Genomic DNA, 17422 nt, shown 5'->3' on the forward strand with positions numbered 1-17422 from the left:
CGGCCGAGCTCACTGGGCCACCAGGATCGGGGTTTCCGCAGCGGTGAGCATGTCCCGCGTCGCGCCGCCGAACACCTGCTCCCTGAGACGGGTGTGGCCGTAGGCTCCCATGATGACCAGATCCGCGGAGATCCGATGCGCCTCCTCGAGGATGACATCGGCGATGGGACGATCCTCACTCTCGGCGGTGACGACCTCCGCCACGACGTTGTGGTGGGCGAGATGGGCCTTCAGCTCCGCTGCGGGCTCGGCATCCCCCGGAGGATCCACGACGAGGACCACGGTGCGCGCCGCCTGTTCCATGAACTCCAGTCCCTCGCGCAGGGCGCGGGCGGCCTCGCGGCTGCCGTTCCAGGCGACCAGCACGGTCTGGATAGGACCCTGCCGGTGACGGCCGGGCGGCACGAGCAGCAGGGCGCGCCCGCTGCCGAACAGCACCGCTTCCGCCAGGTCCGGCCAGAGCAAGGCCTCGGCCTCGCCGTAGGGCCGCGTGGCGATGAAGAGATCGGCGCAGCGGGCCTGCTCCACGACCTTCCCGGTCAATGCTCCAGACGTCTCATCGAACCGGCGCAGCTCGCTCGGCACCTGGAGGCCGGCAAGCCGCTCCGACAGTCGCCTGGCCGTGACATCGCCGTCCTTCAGGGCTTGGTCCTGGAGTTCGGTCAGAACCTGCATCGCGGCCGCGCCGCCATCCATGGGCATGGCGATGGTGAGATCGGGAAGCTGGTTGGTGAAGAGTCCGATCAGATAGGCCCTCCCAGCCAACGCGAGCGCCTGGCCATGCTCCAGCCGGATCTCGTCCTCGGGACTTCCGTCGAGATGTACCATGATGTCCTTGATCATCGCCCTCTCCCTCTGCTTACCATGTCACGGCCCCGTGCCGGGCCATGATCATGTGGCCGTAGGCGGGCCAGTACCTTGATCTGGCGCAACCCGCCCGAGGCAATCGGCGTATCTGTCCTCGGCCGGGTTCCTGGCGAACCTGTCAGTGAACCTACGGGGTGATCGCGACCTTCAGGACGCCGTCCCTCTGGTGGCCGAACAGGTCGTAGGCCTCCTCGATCCGGTCGAGCGGGAAGCGGTGGGTCACGAGGGGCCGCGTGTCGACACGGCCCGCCGCGATCGCGCCCATGAGCCGCCGCATGCGCTCCTTGCCGCCTGGGCAGAGCGTCGTTCGGATCGTGTGGTCGCCAAGTCCCGCCAGGAAGCCGTCGAGCGGGAGCCTCAGATCGCCCGCATAGACCCCGAGCGACGACAGGGTTCCGCCGGGGCGGAGCACGCGCAGCGACGCCTCGAAGGTTTCCTGCCGTCCGAGCGCCTCGATGGAGACGTCGACGCCCCGCCCGTCGGTCAGGCGCCCGATCTCCTCCACCGGATCAGTCTTCGTGAAGTCGACGACATGATCCGCGCCCATGCGGCGCGCCATCTCCATGCGCGCGGGCACGCTCTCGACCGCGATGATCGTGGTCGCCCCCATCAGGCGGGCACCGGCCGTGGCGCACAGGCCGATCGGACCCTGCGCGAAGACGGCCACCGTATCGCCGATGCGGATGCGCCCGCTCTCGGCGCCGGAGAAGCCGGTCGACATGATGTCCGGGCACATCAGCACCTGCTCGTCGGTGAGCCCGTCCGGCACCGGGGCGAGGTTCGCCATGGCATCGGGAACGCGCACGTACTCGGCCTGGCAGCCGTCGATGGTATTGCCGAACTTCCAGCCGCCCATGGCCTTCCAGCCGTGCCTCGTGCCGGCCCCATCCTGGGAATGGCAGCCGCACAGGCAGGCCTCGCTGTGCCCGCTCGGCGTTATGGCGCCGGCGATGACCCGCTGGCCCTCGCGGTAGCCCTGTACGGCCGAGCCGAGCTTCTCGATCACGCCGACGGGCTCGTGGCCAATGGTCAGCCCCCGGGCCACGGGATACTCGCCCTTGAGGATGTGGATGTCGGTGCCGCAGATCGTCGTGGTGGTGACGCGTACGAGCGCATCGAGGGGGCCGATCTCCGGAATCGGCTTCTCGTCGAGCACGATGCGGCCCGGCTCCACGAAGATGGCGGCTTTCATCCTGGGCATGGCACTCCTCCCCGGCTGGTCCGTACGGGGCGTCGCGACCCCGAGAATGCGCGATACGCATCATGGCGCCTCTCCCGAGGACCGGCATTGACGCCGATCAAGTCAGATCCGGGAGCTTCGCCCCTCCGTGAGGCGGGAGTGCCCTCGCGGTGACAGGCACGCGCCGACGGTTCACGCGGGCTACCTTCAGCCGGATTTCGTATCCTCGGATTCTCCCGATGCCCCTCTTCCCGGTTGTCCTGCTCCGCCCGTTGCCCCCGGGCCGGCGGTGCCTCGTCCCTGGACCTGGATGCGCCGGGAGCGCTCCTGCCGCCCGGTCTTCGGCACGGTCACGGTCAGGACGCCGTTCTCGAAACTCGCCTGGACCTGCTCGGGATCGACGGAGGAGGGCAGCCGCAGCGAGCGCTGGAAGGTGCCGTAGGAGCGCTCGACGAAGTGGAAGTTCTCCTTGTCGTCCTTGCGCTCGAACTTCTTCTCCCCGCGGATCGTGAGCACATCGTCATCGAGGCTCAGATCGATGTCCTGCTCGCCGACGCCCGGCAGTTCGGCCGTGATGCGGATCTCCTTGTCGGTCTCCGACACGTTCATGCTGGCATTGACGAAGCTTCCGATATCGCCCTGGCCCTGACTGCCGGCCACCGCAGGCAGGCCCGAGCCGCGAAAGACGTCATCGAAGAGGCGGTTCATCTCGCGGTGCAGCGACAGGAAGGGATCTCCTGGAAACATTCCGCCACCGGGGCGGAAGGGGGTCATGGGATTGCGGGCCATTGTGCGTTCCTCCTCATGCGTTGCGGGATCCGGGCGGGCCATCGTAGCGTCGCGGGCATGGGGCCTCGCGGCATCAAGACTGGCCAGCGCCCTGGCGCGTTCAGGCCGCGAAGGACTGACCGCGTTGCTGCATCCAGAGCTGGTTCAACAGGTCGACATAGGGCTGACGCCTCTCACAGTGGGCGACCCTGAGTTTCTCCCTTATGTACTGCTTGATTTCCTTGGCGCTGGCGCTCTCCTCGACCTTCTCCAATTCGACCTGATGCTCAAGGTCGATCTGGCCCAGCGTCTGCGCGACCTCTTTCATCATCAGGTCAAGGCTGGGCGAGTACATCCGGTACTGCTGGCTGGCGTGATTGGACATGTTTCCCTCCATGATTGTTCATCATCGTCTGGGGCTACGCTTATCCTAGAATTTACGCTGTCTCGGGCCAGTATCGTTGCTGCGGAACAAAGAGAAACTCCGTATTTTTACGGAGGGGCCGCGTGAAGCTTTGCCGATCGGAGCAAGAGTCCCACCGGCCCGAAGGGGCCTGACGTTCCTGGCCGACGCTCCGTGAGCTGAACTCAAGCGCCGACCGGAGCCTCCTGCTGGACGGCTCGATCACGTCCGATGCGGGCTCCTCGTTGACGCATGTCACTGAGCTGCACGTACATCATGGCTGTCATCAGGGCATCGTTGAAGGCATCATGTAGCGCGAGGCTGGGAATGCCCAGATCCGACAGGATCGACTGGAACCGGAGATCGAGCACCGTCCCGGGTGGGGCACCGCCGTACTTGAGGGCGTAGTAGATCTCCGAGACCTCGATGCGGCGATTGGGGAGCTTCGCCTCGATGAACCGGAGAACATACTTGTCGAGCATACGGACATCGAAATCCACGTAATAGCCGACAATGGGACGGCCCCCGATGAATCGGAGCAGCTCCGGCAACACCTCGTGCATGGGGCGCCCCGCGGCCACGTCACGCGCCCGGAGCCGGTGGACTTTGATGGACTCAGGGGGCGGTACCCTGTCGCTCCTGATGATGGCCTTGTAGGCCTCGCTTGTCAGGATGCGGCTGCCGCGGATCACGATGGCTGCGACGGCGATCACCTCGTCGTGCCGCGGGTTGAGCCCGGTCGTCTCGCAATCCAGGACCACGACCTCGTCCGGCGGTCCCGGCTCGAACAGGAACCGGTAGGCATGATCCGCCAGCGTTGCGCGATAGAACAGGTTGCGCAGTCGGCGTCCCACTCAGAACGCCCCGAGATGGTAACGGCTCCGGATCAAGTCGCGGAACTGGCGAACCACCCGAAGGGCGTCCCGCAGGATGTCCCGCTCCACCGTGGTTATCCCGTCCAGTCGCAGTATGGACTCGGTCTCCATGGCTCCCCTGTGCAAGGCCTGGAGCTGTGAGCGGAGCCGAAACTCCATGAACACGTGCAGCGCGCTGCTCAACTCTCGTCCGAACGCAGGCTCCAGGATGCCAGCCCTGACGAGCGCCTCGATCCTAGCTACCGTCGGCGTCTTGAGGATGCCTTTCTCGATCGCGAGCGTACGCACACCATGCACGATCGGGAACGTTCCAGCCTTCTTGATGTCGACTGCGTCCGGACCGGCACCGACACTTGCCATGATGGTGCCGAGAACGCCTAGGCTGGGTGTCGCGAAGGTCTCGATCAGCGATGCGAACCGCGACAGTAGAGCAGCCTCGCCCCGCACGAGTTCGAACAGGGCCTCTTTTGCCCGGGTGAGGACATCCGCCGAGCCCGCCACGGCCTCGGCATCAAGGAAGATGGCGATATTCATCACCGCCTCGGCATCCCCCTGGAGAACCCACGTCTTGAGCTGTCGGATGAAGTCCTCAACGGGCTGGGACCAGACTGGATTGCGCACCATGACATTCCCGGGACAGGGTGGGAACCCGAACCCGTCCAATGCGACGGTGAACGCCTCGCGGAATCGGGCAAGGTCGGCTGCTGGAACATCCCTGTCCAGAAGGATGGCGTTGTCCTGGTCGGTTCGGACCGTCTGCTCGCCGCGCCCTTCGGATCCCATCAACAGAAGGCTGCCGGCCTCGCGGATTGACGGAGGGGCTGTCATCCCGAAGAGATGCGTGAGCAACCGCCGGTTCAGGTCGGACGTCATCTCGGCGATGACATCGACCTTTATTCCCTGACGGTGAAGGCGCTCGACCTGTGTCTGGATGTCCCGGGTGGCAGCGGCCAGATCATCGATGCTGCGGGCGCGCTCGATCCGCCCCGGGATCAGTTGGGAGTTGCCCGCGAACAGGCCGAGGATGTCGATGTCCTCCAGAAAGCCGAGATAGTCACCGTTTGAATGGATCGCGAGGCGCCGCTTGTCGTGCTTTGTCATCAGCAGCAGCGCCTCGAACAGGAAATCATCTCGGTCGATCGAAACCACATCGAAGTGGCAGGCTTCCCGGACCGCGGTTTCAAGCGGGAGCCGACGCAGAACGACCGCTTTCGACAGGTTCATGCCGGTGACAACGCCGATGCGTTGACCATCCCGCACGAAGAGAGCGTTGATGTCGTTGTCCTTCATGCAATGGCCGGCCTGCTCGATGGTGGCCCCTCCGTCGATGAAGACGGCGGCACGACACCTGGCCTCGCGCACTCGCGCGCGCAGGACGCTGTCCATGCCCTCCGCCTTCCGCTGCTGCGCAAAGGCATCAAGCTTGCGGGATATCTCCGCATAGAAGAACGCCGCGAAGGCGGCGTTGCGGTGGATCAGGCCGAGAACGACATGGCGCGGGATGAGATGGCAGAGCGTCTCCTCGGCCGCCACGAAATCCTCACCCGCGGCCCCATGCACGAGCGCGCGGGCGTCGAAGCTGTCCTTCGGCCCGAGCACCGTCGGGACCGTGCTGCCGTCGCGCACTTCCACGGATCCCTTGATGACGACGTGCAGCCAGTCCGTGGAACTCCCTTGGGGAATGATCACCTCCTCGGGCGCGAAGTACCCAACGTCGAGCCCGGCCCTGAGTTCCTCGCTTTCCTGATGCGTCAGGCGGTCGAACGGTGGATTGGCAGTGTCGAAGCCCTGCATGCGGTCCTCTCTGCCTCAATAGGCACCTGCCTCCCAGCTATCCGGGAGGCAGCCTTTTTGGAAGCCATCAATGGACGTGAGCCGCCGCCGCCCCGATGCCCGTTTCCGATCGGATATACTGGGCGTCGAACGCGGCAACCTCGACCTTCGCCCGGCTGCTGGCGTCGAGCTTCGAAAAGGCCCAGATCCCGAGGAAGGCGATCGGCATGGAGAAGAGAGCCGGGTTGTCATAGGGGAAGAGTTCGCGCGCGAAGCCGAAGGTCTGCACCCAGACCGCCTTGCTCAGCACCACCATGACGACCGCGCTGACTAGGCCCAGCAGTCCGCCGATCAGGGCCCCGCGGGTCGTCGTGCCCTTCCAGAGCACCGACATCAGGAGAACCGGGAAGTTGCAGCTCGCCGCGACCGCGAAGGCCAGGCCGACCATGAAGGCGACATTCTGGTTCTCGAAGATGTAGCCTAGAAAGATTGCCACAATCCCGATAACGATGGCCGAAACCTTCGAGATCCGGACCTCCTTCTGCTCCGACACTCGTCCGCGCGCGATCACCTCCGCATACAGATCGTGACTGACCGCCGAGGCCCCCGACAGGGTGAGGCCGGCCACCACGGCAAGGATCGTCGCGAACGCCACCGCCGAGATGAAGCCGAGAAAGAGTGACCCGCCGGTTGCGCTGGCGAGATGGATCGCCGCCATATTCGTGCCACCGAGAATGTCCTTGACCTTGTCGTAGGCTCCGCCTGCGCCGAGCTTGAAGAAGCTCGGGTCGTTCATTAGGAACGTGATCGCACCGAACCCGATGATGAACGTCAAGATGTAGAAGTAGGCGATGAACCCGGTGGCGTAGAAGACCGACTTGCGCGCCGCCTGGGCGTCCGACACCGTGAAGAACCGCATCAGGATGTGGGGCAGCCCGGCGGTCCCGAACATCAGCGCAAGCCCCAGCGAGATGGCCGAGATCGGATCAGCCACGAGGGCGCCGGGCGCCATGATCGCGTCACCCTTCGGGTGTGTTTTGACGGCCTCGGCAAACATCGCTTCCGGACTGAAACCGAACCGCCACAGGACGATCAGGGACATCAGGGTGGCGCCGGCCAACAGGAGGCAGGCCTTGATGATCTGCACCCAGGTCGTGGCCTTCATACCGCCAAATGCCACATACACGATCATCAGCACGCCCACGATCACGACCGCGTACAGGTAGTCGAGGCCGAAGAGGAGCTCGATGAGTTTGCCGGCACCCACCATCTGGGCGATGAGATAGAAGGCGACGACCACGAGCGTCCCGACCGCGGAAAGAATGCGGATCCGGGTCTGATCGAGGCGGAAGGAGGCCACGTCCGAGAACGTGAACTTTCCGAGATTCCGAAGCCGCTCGGCGATCAGGAAGAGGACGATCGGCCATCCGACCAGGAAGCCGATGGAGTAAATCAAGCCATCGAACCCACTGGCGAAGACAAGACCGGAGATACCCAGAAAGGACGCCGCCGACATGTAGTCGCCGGCAATGGCGAGACCGTTCTGGAGTCCCGTGATGCCGCCGCCCGCAGCGTAGAAGTCTGCGGCCGACTTGGTCTGGGCCGCGGCCCGATAGGTGATGCCGAGCGTGCCGAGCACGAAGGCAAGGAACATGATGATCGCCGTCCAGTTCAGAGGCTGCCTTTGCACGGCGCCGAGATCCGGTCCAGCCGCCAGGACCTCGGAGAGGTCTGCGCCTAGAGCGACGAAGGTTGCGATTGCAAGAATGAGCAGCCGGGGCATCACAGGATCTCCCTCGTGAGGTGGCGGGTCAGCTCGTCGAAGCGGCTGTTCGCGCGCTGGACGTAGATGCCGGTCAGGACGAATGCGGAGAGGATGACGCCCAAGCCGAGGATGATCCCCAACGAGGTGACGCCGCCGCCGATCTTGGTGGCGAGGAGCGGCTTGGCAAAGGCCACGAGGAGGATGAAGCCGAAGTAGATGACGAGCATCGCAATCGAGAGGGTCCAGGCGAACCTCGTCCGCTGGCGGACGAGTTCCTGGAACCGGGGGCTGCGAAGGAGTTGGTTGTAATCGTGTGCGGCCATGGATCGGGCCTCCCGTTGAATATCAGTGAGCACGGTTCTGCCGGTTGGTGATCAGGTCGTCCACCACGGCCGGGTCGGCCAGGGTCGAGGTGTCGCCGAGCGCGCCGAACTCGTCCTCGGCGATCTTGCGCAGGATGCGCCGCATGATCTTGCCCGAGCGGGTCTTGGGCAGGCCGGGGGCGAACTGGATCAGGTCGGGCGAGGCGATCGGGCCGATCTCCTTGCGCACCCAGGCGACGAGCTCCTTGCGCAGCTCCTCGGACGGCTCCTCGCCGGCCATCAGGGTCACGTAGGCGTAGATGCCCTGGCCCTTGATGTCGTGCGGGTAGCCCACCACAGCGGCCTCGGACACCTTCGGGTGCGCCACGAGGGCGGATTCCACCTCCGCCGTGCCCATGCGGTGGCCCGACACGTTGATCACGTCGTCGACCCGGCCGGTGATCCAGTAATAGCCGTCGGCGTCGCGCCGGCAGCCGTCGCCTGTGAAGTACTTGCCCGGATAGGTGGAGAAGTAGGTCTGCACGAAGCGCTCGTGGTCGCCGTAGACCGTGCGCATCTGGCCCGGCCAGGAATCGGCGATCACCAGGTTGCCCTCGGTGGCGCCCTCGAGCACCTTGCCGTCCGCATCGACGATCTGCGGCTTCACGCCGAAGAAGGGGCGCGTGGCCGAGCCGGGCTTGAGCCGGGTGGCGCCGGGGAGCGGCGTGATCAGGATGCCGCCGGTCTCGGTCTGCCACCAGGTGTCGACGATCGGGCAGCGGCCGTCGCCGACCACGCGGTGGTACCATTCCCAGGCTTCCGGGTTGATCGGCTCGCCGACCGAGCCGAGCAGGCGCAGCGACCGGCGCGAGGTCTTCTTCACCGGCTCCTCGCCGGCCTGCATGAGCGAGCGGATCGCGGTCGGCGCGGTGTAGAAGATGTTGACCTGGTGCTTGTCGATCACGTCCCAGAACCGGGAGATCGTCGGATAGGTGGGCACGCCCTCGAACATCAGCGTGGTGGCGCCGTTCGCCAGCGGCCCGTAGAGGATGTAGGAATGGCCCGTGACCCAGCCCACGTCGGCCGTGCACCAGTAGATGTCGCCGTCGTGGTAGTCGAACACGTATTGGTGCGTCATCGCCGCGTAGACGAGATAGCCGCCCGTGGTGTGCAGCACGCCCTTCGGGGTTCCCGTCGAGCCCGAGGTGTAGAGGATGAACAGCGGATCCTCGGCGTTCATCTCCTCGTAGGGGCACTCGTCGGAGACGAGCTCGGCCGCCTCGTCGTAATACACGTCCCGGCCCGGCACCATGTTGACGGCCGAGCCCGTGCGGCGCACCACCAGCACGTGGTCGACCACGCCCGCGCCGACGCGCTCGATGGCGGCGTCCACGTTCACCTTGAGCGGCACCTTGCGGCCGCCGCGCAGGCCCTCGTCGGCCGTGACGATGAAGGCGGACTTGGCGTCCTGGATGCGGCTGGCGAGCGAATCGGGCGAGAAGCCGCCGAACACCACGGAGTGGATGGCCCCGAGCCGCGCGCAGGCGAGCATCGCGTAGGCGGCCTCCGGGATCATCGGCATGTAGATCGTGACGCGATCGCCCTTGGCGACGCCGCGGTTGCGCATGATGTTGGCCATGCGGCAGACCTGCGCGTGCAGCTCGCGGTAGGTGATCTTTCTCGACTCGGAGGGATCGTCGCCCTCCCAGATGATCGCGACCTGGTCGCCCCGGGTGTGGAGGTGCCGGTCGACGCAGTTATAGGCCACGTTGGTGACCCCGTCCTCGAACCAGCGGATCGCCACATTGTCGGGGCCGAAATTGGTGTTCTTGATCCGGGTCGGGGCCTTGAACCAGTCGATGCGCTTCGCCTCCTCGGCCCAGAAGCCCTCCGGATCCCGGATCGAGGCCTCGTACTTGGCCCGGTAGCCCGCATCGTCCAGATAGGCACGGTGGGTCCACTCGGCCGGCACGTCGTAGACAGATAGCGTTGCAACAGGAGCTGCAATGTTCATGCTCTCGCCTTTCCCAGTCGCCCCTCTCCTTTGTCCCTGTGTTGTTTTTGGCTTCGGGACTTGCGCGCCATCATACTGAGCCGACAATTCGTCGAATTGAGGCAGATCAAACGGGTCGGCCTCGGAGACTTGTAAGAAAGTATGATGGCCGGACGACCGTGATGGGGATCGAATAGGACATGACTGCGCACCGAACGTCCAGGCAGCGAAGCGGCGTGGCTGTTCACTATGTCGGTCTCACCCGCCGAATCATCTCCGCCGAGCGAACCGGAGCCGCCGACACGCAGCTCGGCCTGGTTCTCACCTTCGTGGCTGGCGCCACCAACGCGGGCGGCTTCCTGGCGATCGGGCAGTACACATCGCACATGTCCGGGATTTTCTCCGCCATGGCCGATCATCTCGCGCTGGGAGCAGTCCGTCTGGTGCTGGTCGGCCTCGGCGCCCTCGTGGCCTTCATGGCAGGCGCCGCCTGCTCGGCCATGCTCATCAACTGGGGCCGGCGCTCGGGCCGCGGCAACCGGTATGCCTTGCCGCTGCTCCTCGAGGCCGCGCTCCTGCTAGGCTTCGGCCTGTTGGGAGGGCTGGCTCGCGAGGGACCCGGAATGATCCTCGTCGGGGCACCTCTGCTGTGCTTCATCATGGGTCTCCAGAATGCCACCGTGACCAAGATCTCCGGTGCCCGCATCCGGACGACCCATGTGACGGGAATGGTTACCGACCTCGGCATCGAGTTCGGAAAGCTCGTCTATTGGAACCGGGACCGCTCCGACGGCGCGGCTCCCGTCGTCACAGCCGATCGGGCCAAGCTCCGCCTGCTAGCGGGGCTGTTGGGATCATTCTTCATCGGCGGCGTGATGGGAGCGCTCGGATTCCACTACCTGGGCTACGTGGCCTGCATCCCACTCGCCGTCCTTCTGCTGCTGCTGGCCGGACCCTCGCTGCTCCCGCATCCCGCCCCGACAAGCGTCGGGTAGGGTCGCCATCGTCCGGACCCGGTGAACCGGGCGGTGGACATGGGCAGACCGTCGACCCAAGCTCCTTCTGAGTGGCATGAGAACACGCCCATGGCGGATCCAACGCCCAGGTCACAGCGACGGCTCGCGGTTGTCGTAGCCGTTGACGGCGTTGGCTCCTCCCGTTTCATGGAGCAGGACGAGCCAGACACACTTGCGGCCATCCACACGGTCGTCTCGGACATCATCGAACCCGTTGCGGCGCGACATCAGGGGCGGCTGGCGAAGATTGTGGGCGATGGGGCGCTCTTAGAGTTCGCCAGCCCCGTTGAGGCCGCGCTGTCTGCAGTAGAGGCTCAGGCGGCTGTCGGTGACCTTGCCCGGCGGCCTGCCGGTGAGGATGCGGTCCGGCTTCGGATGGGGATCAACTTGGGTGACTTTGTGCTGGACGAGGACGGCGACATTCTTGGGGACAGCGTGAACGTTGCGGTCCGCCTCGAGAGCGTGGCCGATCCAGGCGGCATCTGCATCGCCGGCAAGGTGTTCGACGAGCTTGAGGGTTTACACCGGCAAGCCCGCCTGTTGGAGGGCCTCGATGCAAAGATCGCGATCCTCGGAGCGTCGGAAGGGCGAGGTGATCGGCAAGTATGTCGAGATCCGCAAATCCGGGTCGATCTCGCGCATGCGTGCAATCGCGGCCTGCGCCTCCGCCATCCGGCCGCACAGCACATAGGCGATCGCCGCGATGCGCCAGGTGGCGGCCCAGTTGGATTGCTCGTGCGTGGCTCGGATCGCCCACGTTGCTGCCTCCCCGAAGCGGCGCGCGCAGATGTGTGCAAAGGCCGTGCCTGTGCAGCCGAAGTAGAAGAACGAGTCCAGCGGGCTCAACCGCATGGCGCGGGCAAAGCACTCGATGGCCTCGTCCGGATGCCCAAGATAGATCCGGAGCCACCCGCTCACGTCCCAGGCCGCCGCTGCATTCGGGTTCAGAACCAACGCCCGCTCCACATGGGCCGCACCGGTCTCGACCTCGCCTGCGAGGTACGCCAGTGCAAAGCCGCCGGACCAGAGGGCGGTGGGATCGTCTCGACCCAGAGCCGTCGCACGACGGGCGAGGATTTTCCCCTCGGCGATATCGCGGGCAGGATCAACCATCCAGCCGTTTGTCCGGAACAGATGCACGGACCAGGCTGCCATGCCGTACGGTGCGGCATAATCGGGATCGAGCTCAATTGCCCTCTGGAACAACCTTGGCGCATAAATCAGGCGACGAGGGGCTTGGGCGGGTATAGAAGCGTTCCGCTGAAACCGAGAGCCGCATGCCGTACAAGGCGAACGAGAGCCGCCGCCACAGGATCCCGAAGGCCCGTTACCAAGTTCAGAACTGGTCGGCTTACGATGCGGCATTGCGTCGACGTGGTGACCTGACGATCTGGGTGACGCCTGAGGCAATCGCGGCGTAGACGCCCGCCAGTACGAGCCGACGAGGCCGGCCGCGGCGCTACTCAGAGATTGCGATTGAGACTGTATTGATGCTGCGCCTCGCGTTTGGCCGTCCGTGGCGGCAGACTGAGGGATTGCTGGGCTCGCTCATGCGCCTGCTCGGCCTGCACCTGCCAGTCCCTGACCATACGACCTTCTCGCGCCGGAGCGCCGACCTGACCATCGCTGCAGCGCTGACGAAGGCCGACGGAGCGGTGAACGTGGTGATCGACTCCACCGGCCTGAAGGTCTTTGGGGCCGGCGAGTGGCACCTGGAGGAGCACGGAGGAAAGCCGCGCCGGAGTTGGCGGAAACTGCACTTAGCCGTCGATCCAGACACTGGCGAGATCCTCGCCTCGGAGCTGACGAGCTCGGAGGAAGGCGATGCATCGCTGTTTGGCCCCTTGGTCGAGCAGATCGACCGGCCGATTGGCGCGGTCTTGGCTGACGGCGCATACGACGGCGAACCCGTCTACCAAGCTGTCGCCGTGCACAGCCCAGGGGCGGAGGTGATCATCCCGCCACGCTCCACGGCGGTGCCGAGCGACACCGCCCAGAGCTCGCCGACCCAACGCGACCGACACCTTCAGGTGATCTCCGCGTGTGGCCGGCTCGGCTGGCAGAAGGCTGTCGGATACGGCCGCCGCTCCTTGGTCGAGGTAGCGATGCTCCGCTACAAGACGCTAATTGGGCGCAGCCTTCGCGCTCGGACGCTGCGCACCCAGAAGGTCGAGGCGACCGTCGGATGCAAAGTCATGAACATCATGAGCAGCCTCGGTATGCCGGTATCCCGGCGCATCGCCTGAACTCAAACGCCAAGGGCTTAATGCGGCTCCCATCTGAAATACGCACCAAAGTCGATCTCTATGAATTGACAATGCTGCGCGCTTGCAGCGGACTCGGCATGGGCGAAACCGCTTTATTCGACCTGTTCCTCCGCGAGCTGCCGCCCCAGGCGATCATGCCGCGCCAGGAACGCGGCTTTCCGGCTGTCCTAGCCGCATAGGAAGTAGAGAATGAGGTTATCGTACGTGTAGCCGACCGCCGTCGCCTGCGGGCAGTGATCCGGCCTGAGGTTGTCCCGCCATAATCCGGTTCTGGTCCGGCAGCGTCAGGATCTTCTGTCTCAGCTCTTCGTCCATCGGCTACTCCATAGCCGTCGGCCATGTGGTCTGGAACGGATGATGGTATTGCCGTCGGGTCCTTCGGTGTTGATAAACATCAAGCACGTTGATCGTGCGCACAGGCTTGTTCGCTCCTTCCGTGTCGGATGTTTCGCCAAGCGATTAGGTCTGGTTGAATTGACATTTCGCAAGGTTGACGAGCGACGGTCCTGTACTGTCAAGGCCAAGTGGACCTCTTGAGCCCTGAGCCCGCACCCCTTGTGCTTTCGTGCTCCTCCACTTCACCTTTCGAGGTGCCTTGGCCCGGTCTGAAAACAGGCCGGGCTTTTTTGTCTTTTGGCTCTTTTCCGATCAGCGGTCCTAAAGCATCGGACGGGAAAAATGGACGTGCACCCCTGAGATCCGTCCAATGCTTCAGCCGCGTAAAGTGGTTGGGCCGAGGTCGTTGACAAATGACAAGGTTCGGCCCCGTCGCACCGGGTAAACGAATGCGAATACGGTTGGTAGGACGAGTTCCATGTCCAAGTACTTTTTCAATGTCGTTTTGAACGGCCAGCCGACGGTCGATGGAACAGGCCTGCATTTCCCGGACGACAGCGCCGCGCGCGTACATGCCCACCACCTCACCATGCTGCTGGCGGACCGCTGTCAGGACCCGGTCAACAGTTTCATTGCCGTGAGTAGATTGGATGGCCGCCTGGCGTTCAAGGTGCCGTTTCGGCAGACCGGATCATAGGTTTGAGGTTGGGAGCAGTGGTTCCCGATCGGGCTTTTCACAAGATCACGCTGGGGGAGGCTCCGAGTGGGACGAAGGCGACGCTCCTGCCCCTGCAAGCTGGTCCGGTCTTCCCGCCCGGTAGAGGGCATCGGCGCCTAGAGAATGTCCCGGAGGCTCCGCGCCAGCTCTAGCATGCTGTAGGGCTTCCTCAGCCAGCCCGCCTCGGTCGCCTGTCCGCGCCGCACCACGTCCGGCTCGGCATAGCCGGAGGTGAATAGCACCTTCATCCCGGGTCGTCGGGCCTGCACAGCCTCGGCCAGGTCGCTGCCGGTCATGCCACCGGGCATCACCATGTCGGTGAACAGCAGATCGACCTCAGGATGCTGATCGAGCAGCCCCAACGCCGCCGTGCCATTGGCCGCATCCAGCACGCGGTACCCGAGGTTCTGCAGGCGGGTGATGGTCATCCGGCGCACCCGCGGTTCGTCCTCCACCAGCAGCACGGTTTCGCCCTGCCCGCGGAAGGTTTCCATTGGCGTCTCGGTCTCGCACGCCTCTGAAGACTTCTCCGGAGCCGCGGCGCGCGGCAGGTACATGCGAATGGTGGTGCCATGGCCGGGCTCGCTGTAAATCGTCACATGCCCGCCGGACTGCTTGACGAAGCCGTAAACCATCGACAGACCCAGTCCGCTGCCGGCGCCCACCTCCTTGGTGGTGAAGAACGGCTCAAAGGCCCGCTCCTGCACCTCCTGGGACATGCCCCTCCCCGTATCTGTGACGGCGATCAGCACGTAGCGGCCGGCCCGGACCTCCGGATGCAGCCGGGCGTAGTCCACCTCGAGCTCCGTGTTTTCGGCGGTGATCGCTAGCCGGCCGCCGTCGGGCATGGCATCGCGGGCATTGATCGCCAGGTTCAGGATGGCGCTTTGCAACTGGCTCGGATCAACCAGAACCGGCCATAGATCATTGTCCGACCGGCTCCGCACCCCGACCGTCTCGCCCAGGGTACGCCGCAGCAGCGGGGTCATGTCCCCCAGCAGGTCACCAACGTCGGTAAACTTGGGCTGCAGCGGCTGCCTCCGCCCGAAGGCAAGCAGGCGCTCGGTGAGCTCGGCACCATGCGTTGCCGTCGCGCAGGCCTCTCGTACCAGCTCCAGCTGACGCTCATCGGTCAGCTGCATCTCCAGCATCTCCAGATTGCCGAGGATAACGGTGAGCAGGTTGTTGAAGTCATGCGCGATCCCGCCGGTCAACTGTCCCACCGCCTCCATTTTCTGCGCCTGCCGCAGTTCCTGTTCGATCTTCTGAGTGGCGGTGAGGTCACGGATGAAGCCCGTAAACAGATGCTGCCCGCCCACCTTCACCTCGCCCACGGCGAGCTCCATCGGGAAGACGCTGCCGTCCTTGCGCTGGCCGCTGACCACTCGCCCGATGCCGATAATCCGTTTCTCGCCCGTGCGCAGGTAGCGTTCCAGATAATGGCCGTGCTCTTCTTGGTAGGGCGAGGGCATCAGCATGCTGATGTTTTGCCCGATCACCGCGTCGGCCGCGTAGCCGAACAGGGCCGCAGCCGAGCGGCTGAAGGACTCGACGACGCCCGCCTCGGTAATAGTGATCAGCGCCTCCGGCACTGTGTCCAGAATGGAATGGAGCCGCGCCTCACGCTCTTGGAGAGCCGCTTCCGAGCGCTTGCGCGTGGTGATGTCGACCGCAGCCGCGATGGCTCCGACCACGGCGCCGCTCCGATTCCGCAGCGGCACGGCATTGTAGAGCAGGTGTATCCGCCGGCCGTCCTCGAAGCGGACCTCCCACTCCTCATTGCGCACCTCCACGCCTTGGATCGCACGCTGGAGCGGCACCTGATCCGGCGGGACCTCGACGCCATCTCGGAAGATGCAGGGGTGTGGCAGTTCGCGGGAATGCGAGTCTGACACGCTGAAGACGAGGGGGACGTCGAGGAGCTCGGAGGCGAGCCGATTGGCTCTCACGTCGCACAAGTCGCGGTCATAGGTGAACCAGACCGCCACCGGCGCGGTCTCGACGAGAGCCTCCCACTCCGTCGTCCGAGCTTGCAAGGCCGCCTCGGCGGCCTTGCGCTCCGACAGATTGAGTGCAAACACGGCGAAGGAGCGGCCACCATTGACCGAAGCTAGCCTCAGGAGCACCGGGACGCGTTCGCCGTTTCGGAGATACTCCTTCTCGTACATGGACGAGATGCCATAAGCGCGTGCCTCGGCGATCGCCCGCTCGTCGGCAGCGAGCCACTCGGGCGGCGTGATCTCGTCCCAGCGCACGCGGCCGGATAGGAGATCCTCCTGGGTGCGTCCGATCAGGTCGAGATAGGCCTTGTTGGCCTCGATCACCCGGCCGTCGGCATCCGCCAGGATCGCCCCAATGGGAATGGCCTCCAGTACGGTATGCAGCCGGGCCTCGCTTGTCCGTCGCACCTCCTCGGCCTGCTTGCGCTCGCTGATATCCTCGACAATCGACAGGCGATAGGTGTGCTCAGGGTTGGAGGAGGCCAGGGAGGAGGTCACGCGGACCCAGAGGGGTGTGCCATCCTTTCGCAAGTAGCGCTTTTCGATCCGGTAGCTGGGGATCTCGCCGGCCAAGAGTTGCGCGGCAAGCGTCCGCACCCGCGGCAGGTCCTCGGGATGAATGACCTCCTCAAAGCTGCGCCCGGTCAGCTCATCCTGGGTGTAGCCGAGCATGGCGCACACAGCGGCATTCACATCGAGCAGCACGCCGTTCGCGTCCACCAGTTCGATGCCCACGGCCGCTTGGTCGAACACCAGCTGGAGACGCTCCGGATAGGGCTGCCCATGGCGAGAGCCATCAGCCGGATCGTTCAGTCTCCCAGCGGAGGATAATGATGGTTGTCCTCTGCCACTCTGGGGCATAGACCTGATCCTTGACACCTCTCCGAGCTGTTCGGGGCGAAAACCAACCTTCGTCTCCCGAGTGGACCACCGGAGGCTAAGCGGGCCTCGGGACCGGATAGACTGTTGGGAGACGGCCGTGGCTCACCCCGCCAGAATGCCGCTGGTTAATCAGCCTTCCGGCCCCAACCGGAAGAATGAGCCACAAAGGTCAAACCGTCGATGACTTTTATCAATTCCCTCAGAGCCAACGAATCGGGACCGAGACAAGGCATCGGGCGCCTAACCTCAATGGGAGCCCTGCCGACAAAGCGCTTGG

Annotated in this window: 13 protein-coding genes and 3 pseudogenes; 4 read left to right on the plus strand and 12 right to left on the minus strand. The window is 64.8% G+C overall.

Annotated elements, in window-relative coordinates; genetic code table 11:
- Positions 1–9 precede the first annotated feature (9 nt).
- The 9 genes from OCW50_RS16410 to acs form a co-directional block, all read right to left on the minus strand.
- Positions 10–843, minus strand: a complete 834-nt coding sequence (locus OCW50_RS16410; RefSeq protein ID WP_262298257.1) for a universal stress protein — start codon at positions 841–843, stop codon at positions 10–12.
- Positions 844–994: 151 nt separating this feature from the next.
- Positions 995–2068: an NAD(P)-dependent alcohol dehydrogenase gene (locus OCW50_RS16415; protein WP_262298258.1), complete on the minus strand. Its 1074-nt coding sequence runs from the start codon at positions 2066–2068 to the stop codon at positions 995–997.
- 186 nt (positions 2069–2254) lie between these two features.
- Positions 2255–2836 carry an Hsp20/alpha crystallin family protein gene (locus OCW50_RS16420; protein ID WP_262298259.1) on the minus strand — a complete coding sequence of 194 codons (582 nt, stop codon included), beginning with the start codon at positions 2834–2836 and terminating at the stop codon, positions 2255–2257.
- A 100-nt stretch (positions 2837–2936) separates the two neighbouring features.
- Positions 2937–3200, minus strand: coding sequence for a hypothetical protein (locus tag OCW50_RS16425; RefSeq protein WP_262298260.1), 264 nt, complete (start codon positions 3198–3200; stop codon positions 2937–2939).
- Between the two features lie 203 nt (positions 3201–3403).
- Positions 3404–4072: a 3'-5' exonuclease gene (locus tag OCW50_RS16430; RefSeq protein ID WP_262298261.1), complete on the minus strand. Its 669-nt coding sequence runs from the start codon at positions 4070–4072 to the stop codon at positions 3404–3406.
- Positions 4073–5887 (minus strand): DUF294 nucleotidyltransferase-like domain-containing protein, encoded by a 1815-nt coding sequence (locus OCW50_RS16435; protein ID WP_262298262.1) that lies wholly within the window; start codon positions 5885–5887, stop codon positions 4073–4075.
- Between the two features lie 67 nt (positions 5888–5954).
- Entirely contained in the window at positions 5955–7649 is a 1695-nt protein-coding gene (locus OCW50_RS16440; protein ID WP_262298263.1) for a cation acetate symporter, read from the minus strand.
- Complete coding sequence (locus OCW50_RS16445; protein WP_262298264.1) at positions 7649–7954, minus strand: DUF485 domain-containing protein; 306 nt, start codon at positions 7952–7954, stop codon at positions 7649–7651. The genes OCW50_RS16440 and OCW50_RS16445 overlap by 1 nt, the downstream gene beginning before the upstream one ends.
- A 22-nt stretch (positions 7955–7976) precedes the next feature.
- Positions 7977–9947 carry an acetate--CoA ligase gene (acs, locus tag OCW50_RS16450; RefSeq protein WP_262298265.1) on the minus strand — a complete coding sequence of 657 codons (1971 nt, stop codon included), beginning with the start codon at positions 9945–9947 and terminating at the stop codon, positions 7977–7979.
- A gap of 215 nt (positions 9948–10162) precedes the next feature.
- On the opposite strand from acs, the pseudogene OCW50_RS16455 reads away from it, so the two are divergent.
- A pseudogene (locus tag OCW50_RS16455) lies at positions 10163–10876 on the plus strand (YoaK family protein); the annotation flags it as partial.
- A 156-nt stretch (positions 10877–11032) separates the two neighbouring features.
- Here the strand turns inward: OCW50_RS16455 and OCW50_RS16460 are convergent.
- Positions 11033–11170, minus strand: a complete 138-nt coding sequence (locus OCW50_RS16460; protein ID WP_262298266.1) for a hypothetical protein — start codon at positions 11168–11170, stop codon at positions 11033–11035.
- Here OCW50_RS16460 and OCW50_RS33415 point away from each other — a divergent pair.
- Positions 11123–11398, plus strand: a pseudogene (locus OCW50_RS33415) (nucleotidyl cyclase domain-containing protein); the annotation flags it as partial. The gene OCW50_RS16460 and the pseudogene OCW50_RS33415 overlap by 48 nt on opposite strands.
- A 63-nt stretch (positions 11399–11461) precedes the next feature.
- On the opposite strand, the gene OCW50_RS16465 reads toward OCW50_RS33415, so the two are convergent.
- Positions 11462–12055: a tetratricopeptide repeat protein gene (locus tag OCW50_RS16465; protein ID WP_262298267.1), complete on the minus strand. Its 594-nt coding sequence runs from the start codon at positions 12053–12055 to the stop codon at positions 11462–11464.
- 164 nt (positions 12056–12219) lie between these two features.
- Here OCW50_RS16465 and OCW50_RS16470 point away from each other — a divergent pair.
- Positions 12220–13188: pseudogene (locus OCW50_RS16470) on the plus strand (IS5 family transposase).
- Between the two features lie 835 nt (positions 13189–14023).
- The gene (locus OCW50_RS16475; protein WP_262298268.1) at positions 14024–14242 is read left to right on the plus strand and encodes a DUF6894 family protein; all 219 of its coding nucleotides are present in this window, start codon (positions 14024–14026) and stop codon (positions 14240–14242) included.
- A 137-nt stretch (positions 14243–14379) separates the two neighbouring features.
- On the opposite strand, the gene OCW50_RS16480 is transcribed toward OCW50_RS16475, so the two are convergent.
- Entirely contained in the window at positions 14380–17124 is a 2745-nt protein-coding gene (locus OCW50_RS16480) for a hybrid sensor histidine kinase/response regulator (RefSeq protein WP_262298269.1), read from the minus strand.
- Positions 17125–17422 lie beyond the last annotated feature (298 nt).

This window comes from Microvirga sesbaniae, assembly GCF_025460805.1.
Classification (GTDB): Bacteria; Pseudomonadota; Alphaproteobacteria; order Rhizobiales; family Beijerinckiaceae; genus Microvirga; species Microvirga sesbaniae.

Bases quoted from the DNA above. Each gene is read 5' to 3' on its own strand.
- OCW50_RS16475 (WP_262298268.1), top strand. From the start codon at position 14,024: ATGTCCAAGTACTTTTTCAATGTCGTTTTGAACGGCCAGCCGACGGTC.
- OCW50_RS16480 (WP_262298269.1), bottom strand. From the start codon at position 17,124: ATGCCCCAGAGTGGCAGAGGACAACCATCATTATCCTCCGCTGGGAGA.
- OCW50_RS16435 (WP_262298262.1), bottom strand. From the start codon at position 5,887: ATGCAGGGCTTCGACACTGCCAATCCACCGTTCGACCGCCTGACGCAT.
- OCW50_RS16440 (WP_262298263.1), bottom strand. From the start codon at position 7,649: ATGCCCCGGCTGCTCATTCTTGCAATCGCAACCTTCGTCGCTCTAGGC.
- OCW50_RS16460 (WP_262298266.1), bottom strand. From the start codon at position 11,170: ATGTCGCGCCGCAACGGGTTCGATGATGTCCGAGACGACCGTGTGGAT.
- OCW50_RS16445 (WP_262298264.1), bottom strand. From the start codon at position 7,954: ATGGCCGCACACGATTACAACCAACTCCTTCGCAGCCCCCGGTTCCAG.
- OCW50_RS16425 (WP_262298260.1), bottom strand. From the start codon at position 3,200: ATGTCCAATCACGCCAGCCAGCAGTACCGGATGTACTCGCCCAGCCTT.
- OCW50_RS16465 (WP_262298267.1), bottom strand. From the start codon at position 12,055: ATGGTTGATCCTGCCCGCGATATCGCCGAGGGGAAAATCCTCGCCCGT.
- acs (WP_262298265.1), bottom strand. From the start codon at position 9,947: ATGAACATTGCAGCTCCTGTTGCAACGCTATCTGTCTACGACGTGCCG.
- OCW50_RS16420 (WP_262298259.1), bottom strand. From the start codon at position 2,836: ATGGCCCGCAATCCCATGACCCCCTTCCGCCCCGGTGGCGGAATGTTT.
- OCW50_RS16410 (WP_262298257.1), bottom strand. From the start codon at position 843: ATGATCAAGGACATCATGGTACATCTCGACGGAAGTCCCGAGGACGAG.
- OCW50_RS16415 (WP_262298258.1), bottom strand. From the start codon at position 2,068: ATGCCCAGGATGAAAGCCGCCATCTTCGTGGAGCCGGGCCGCATCGTG.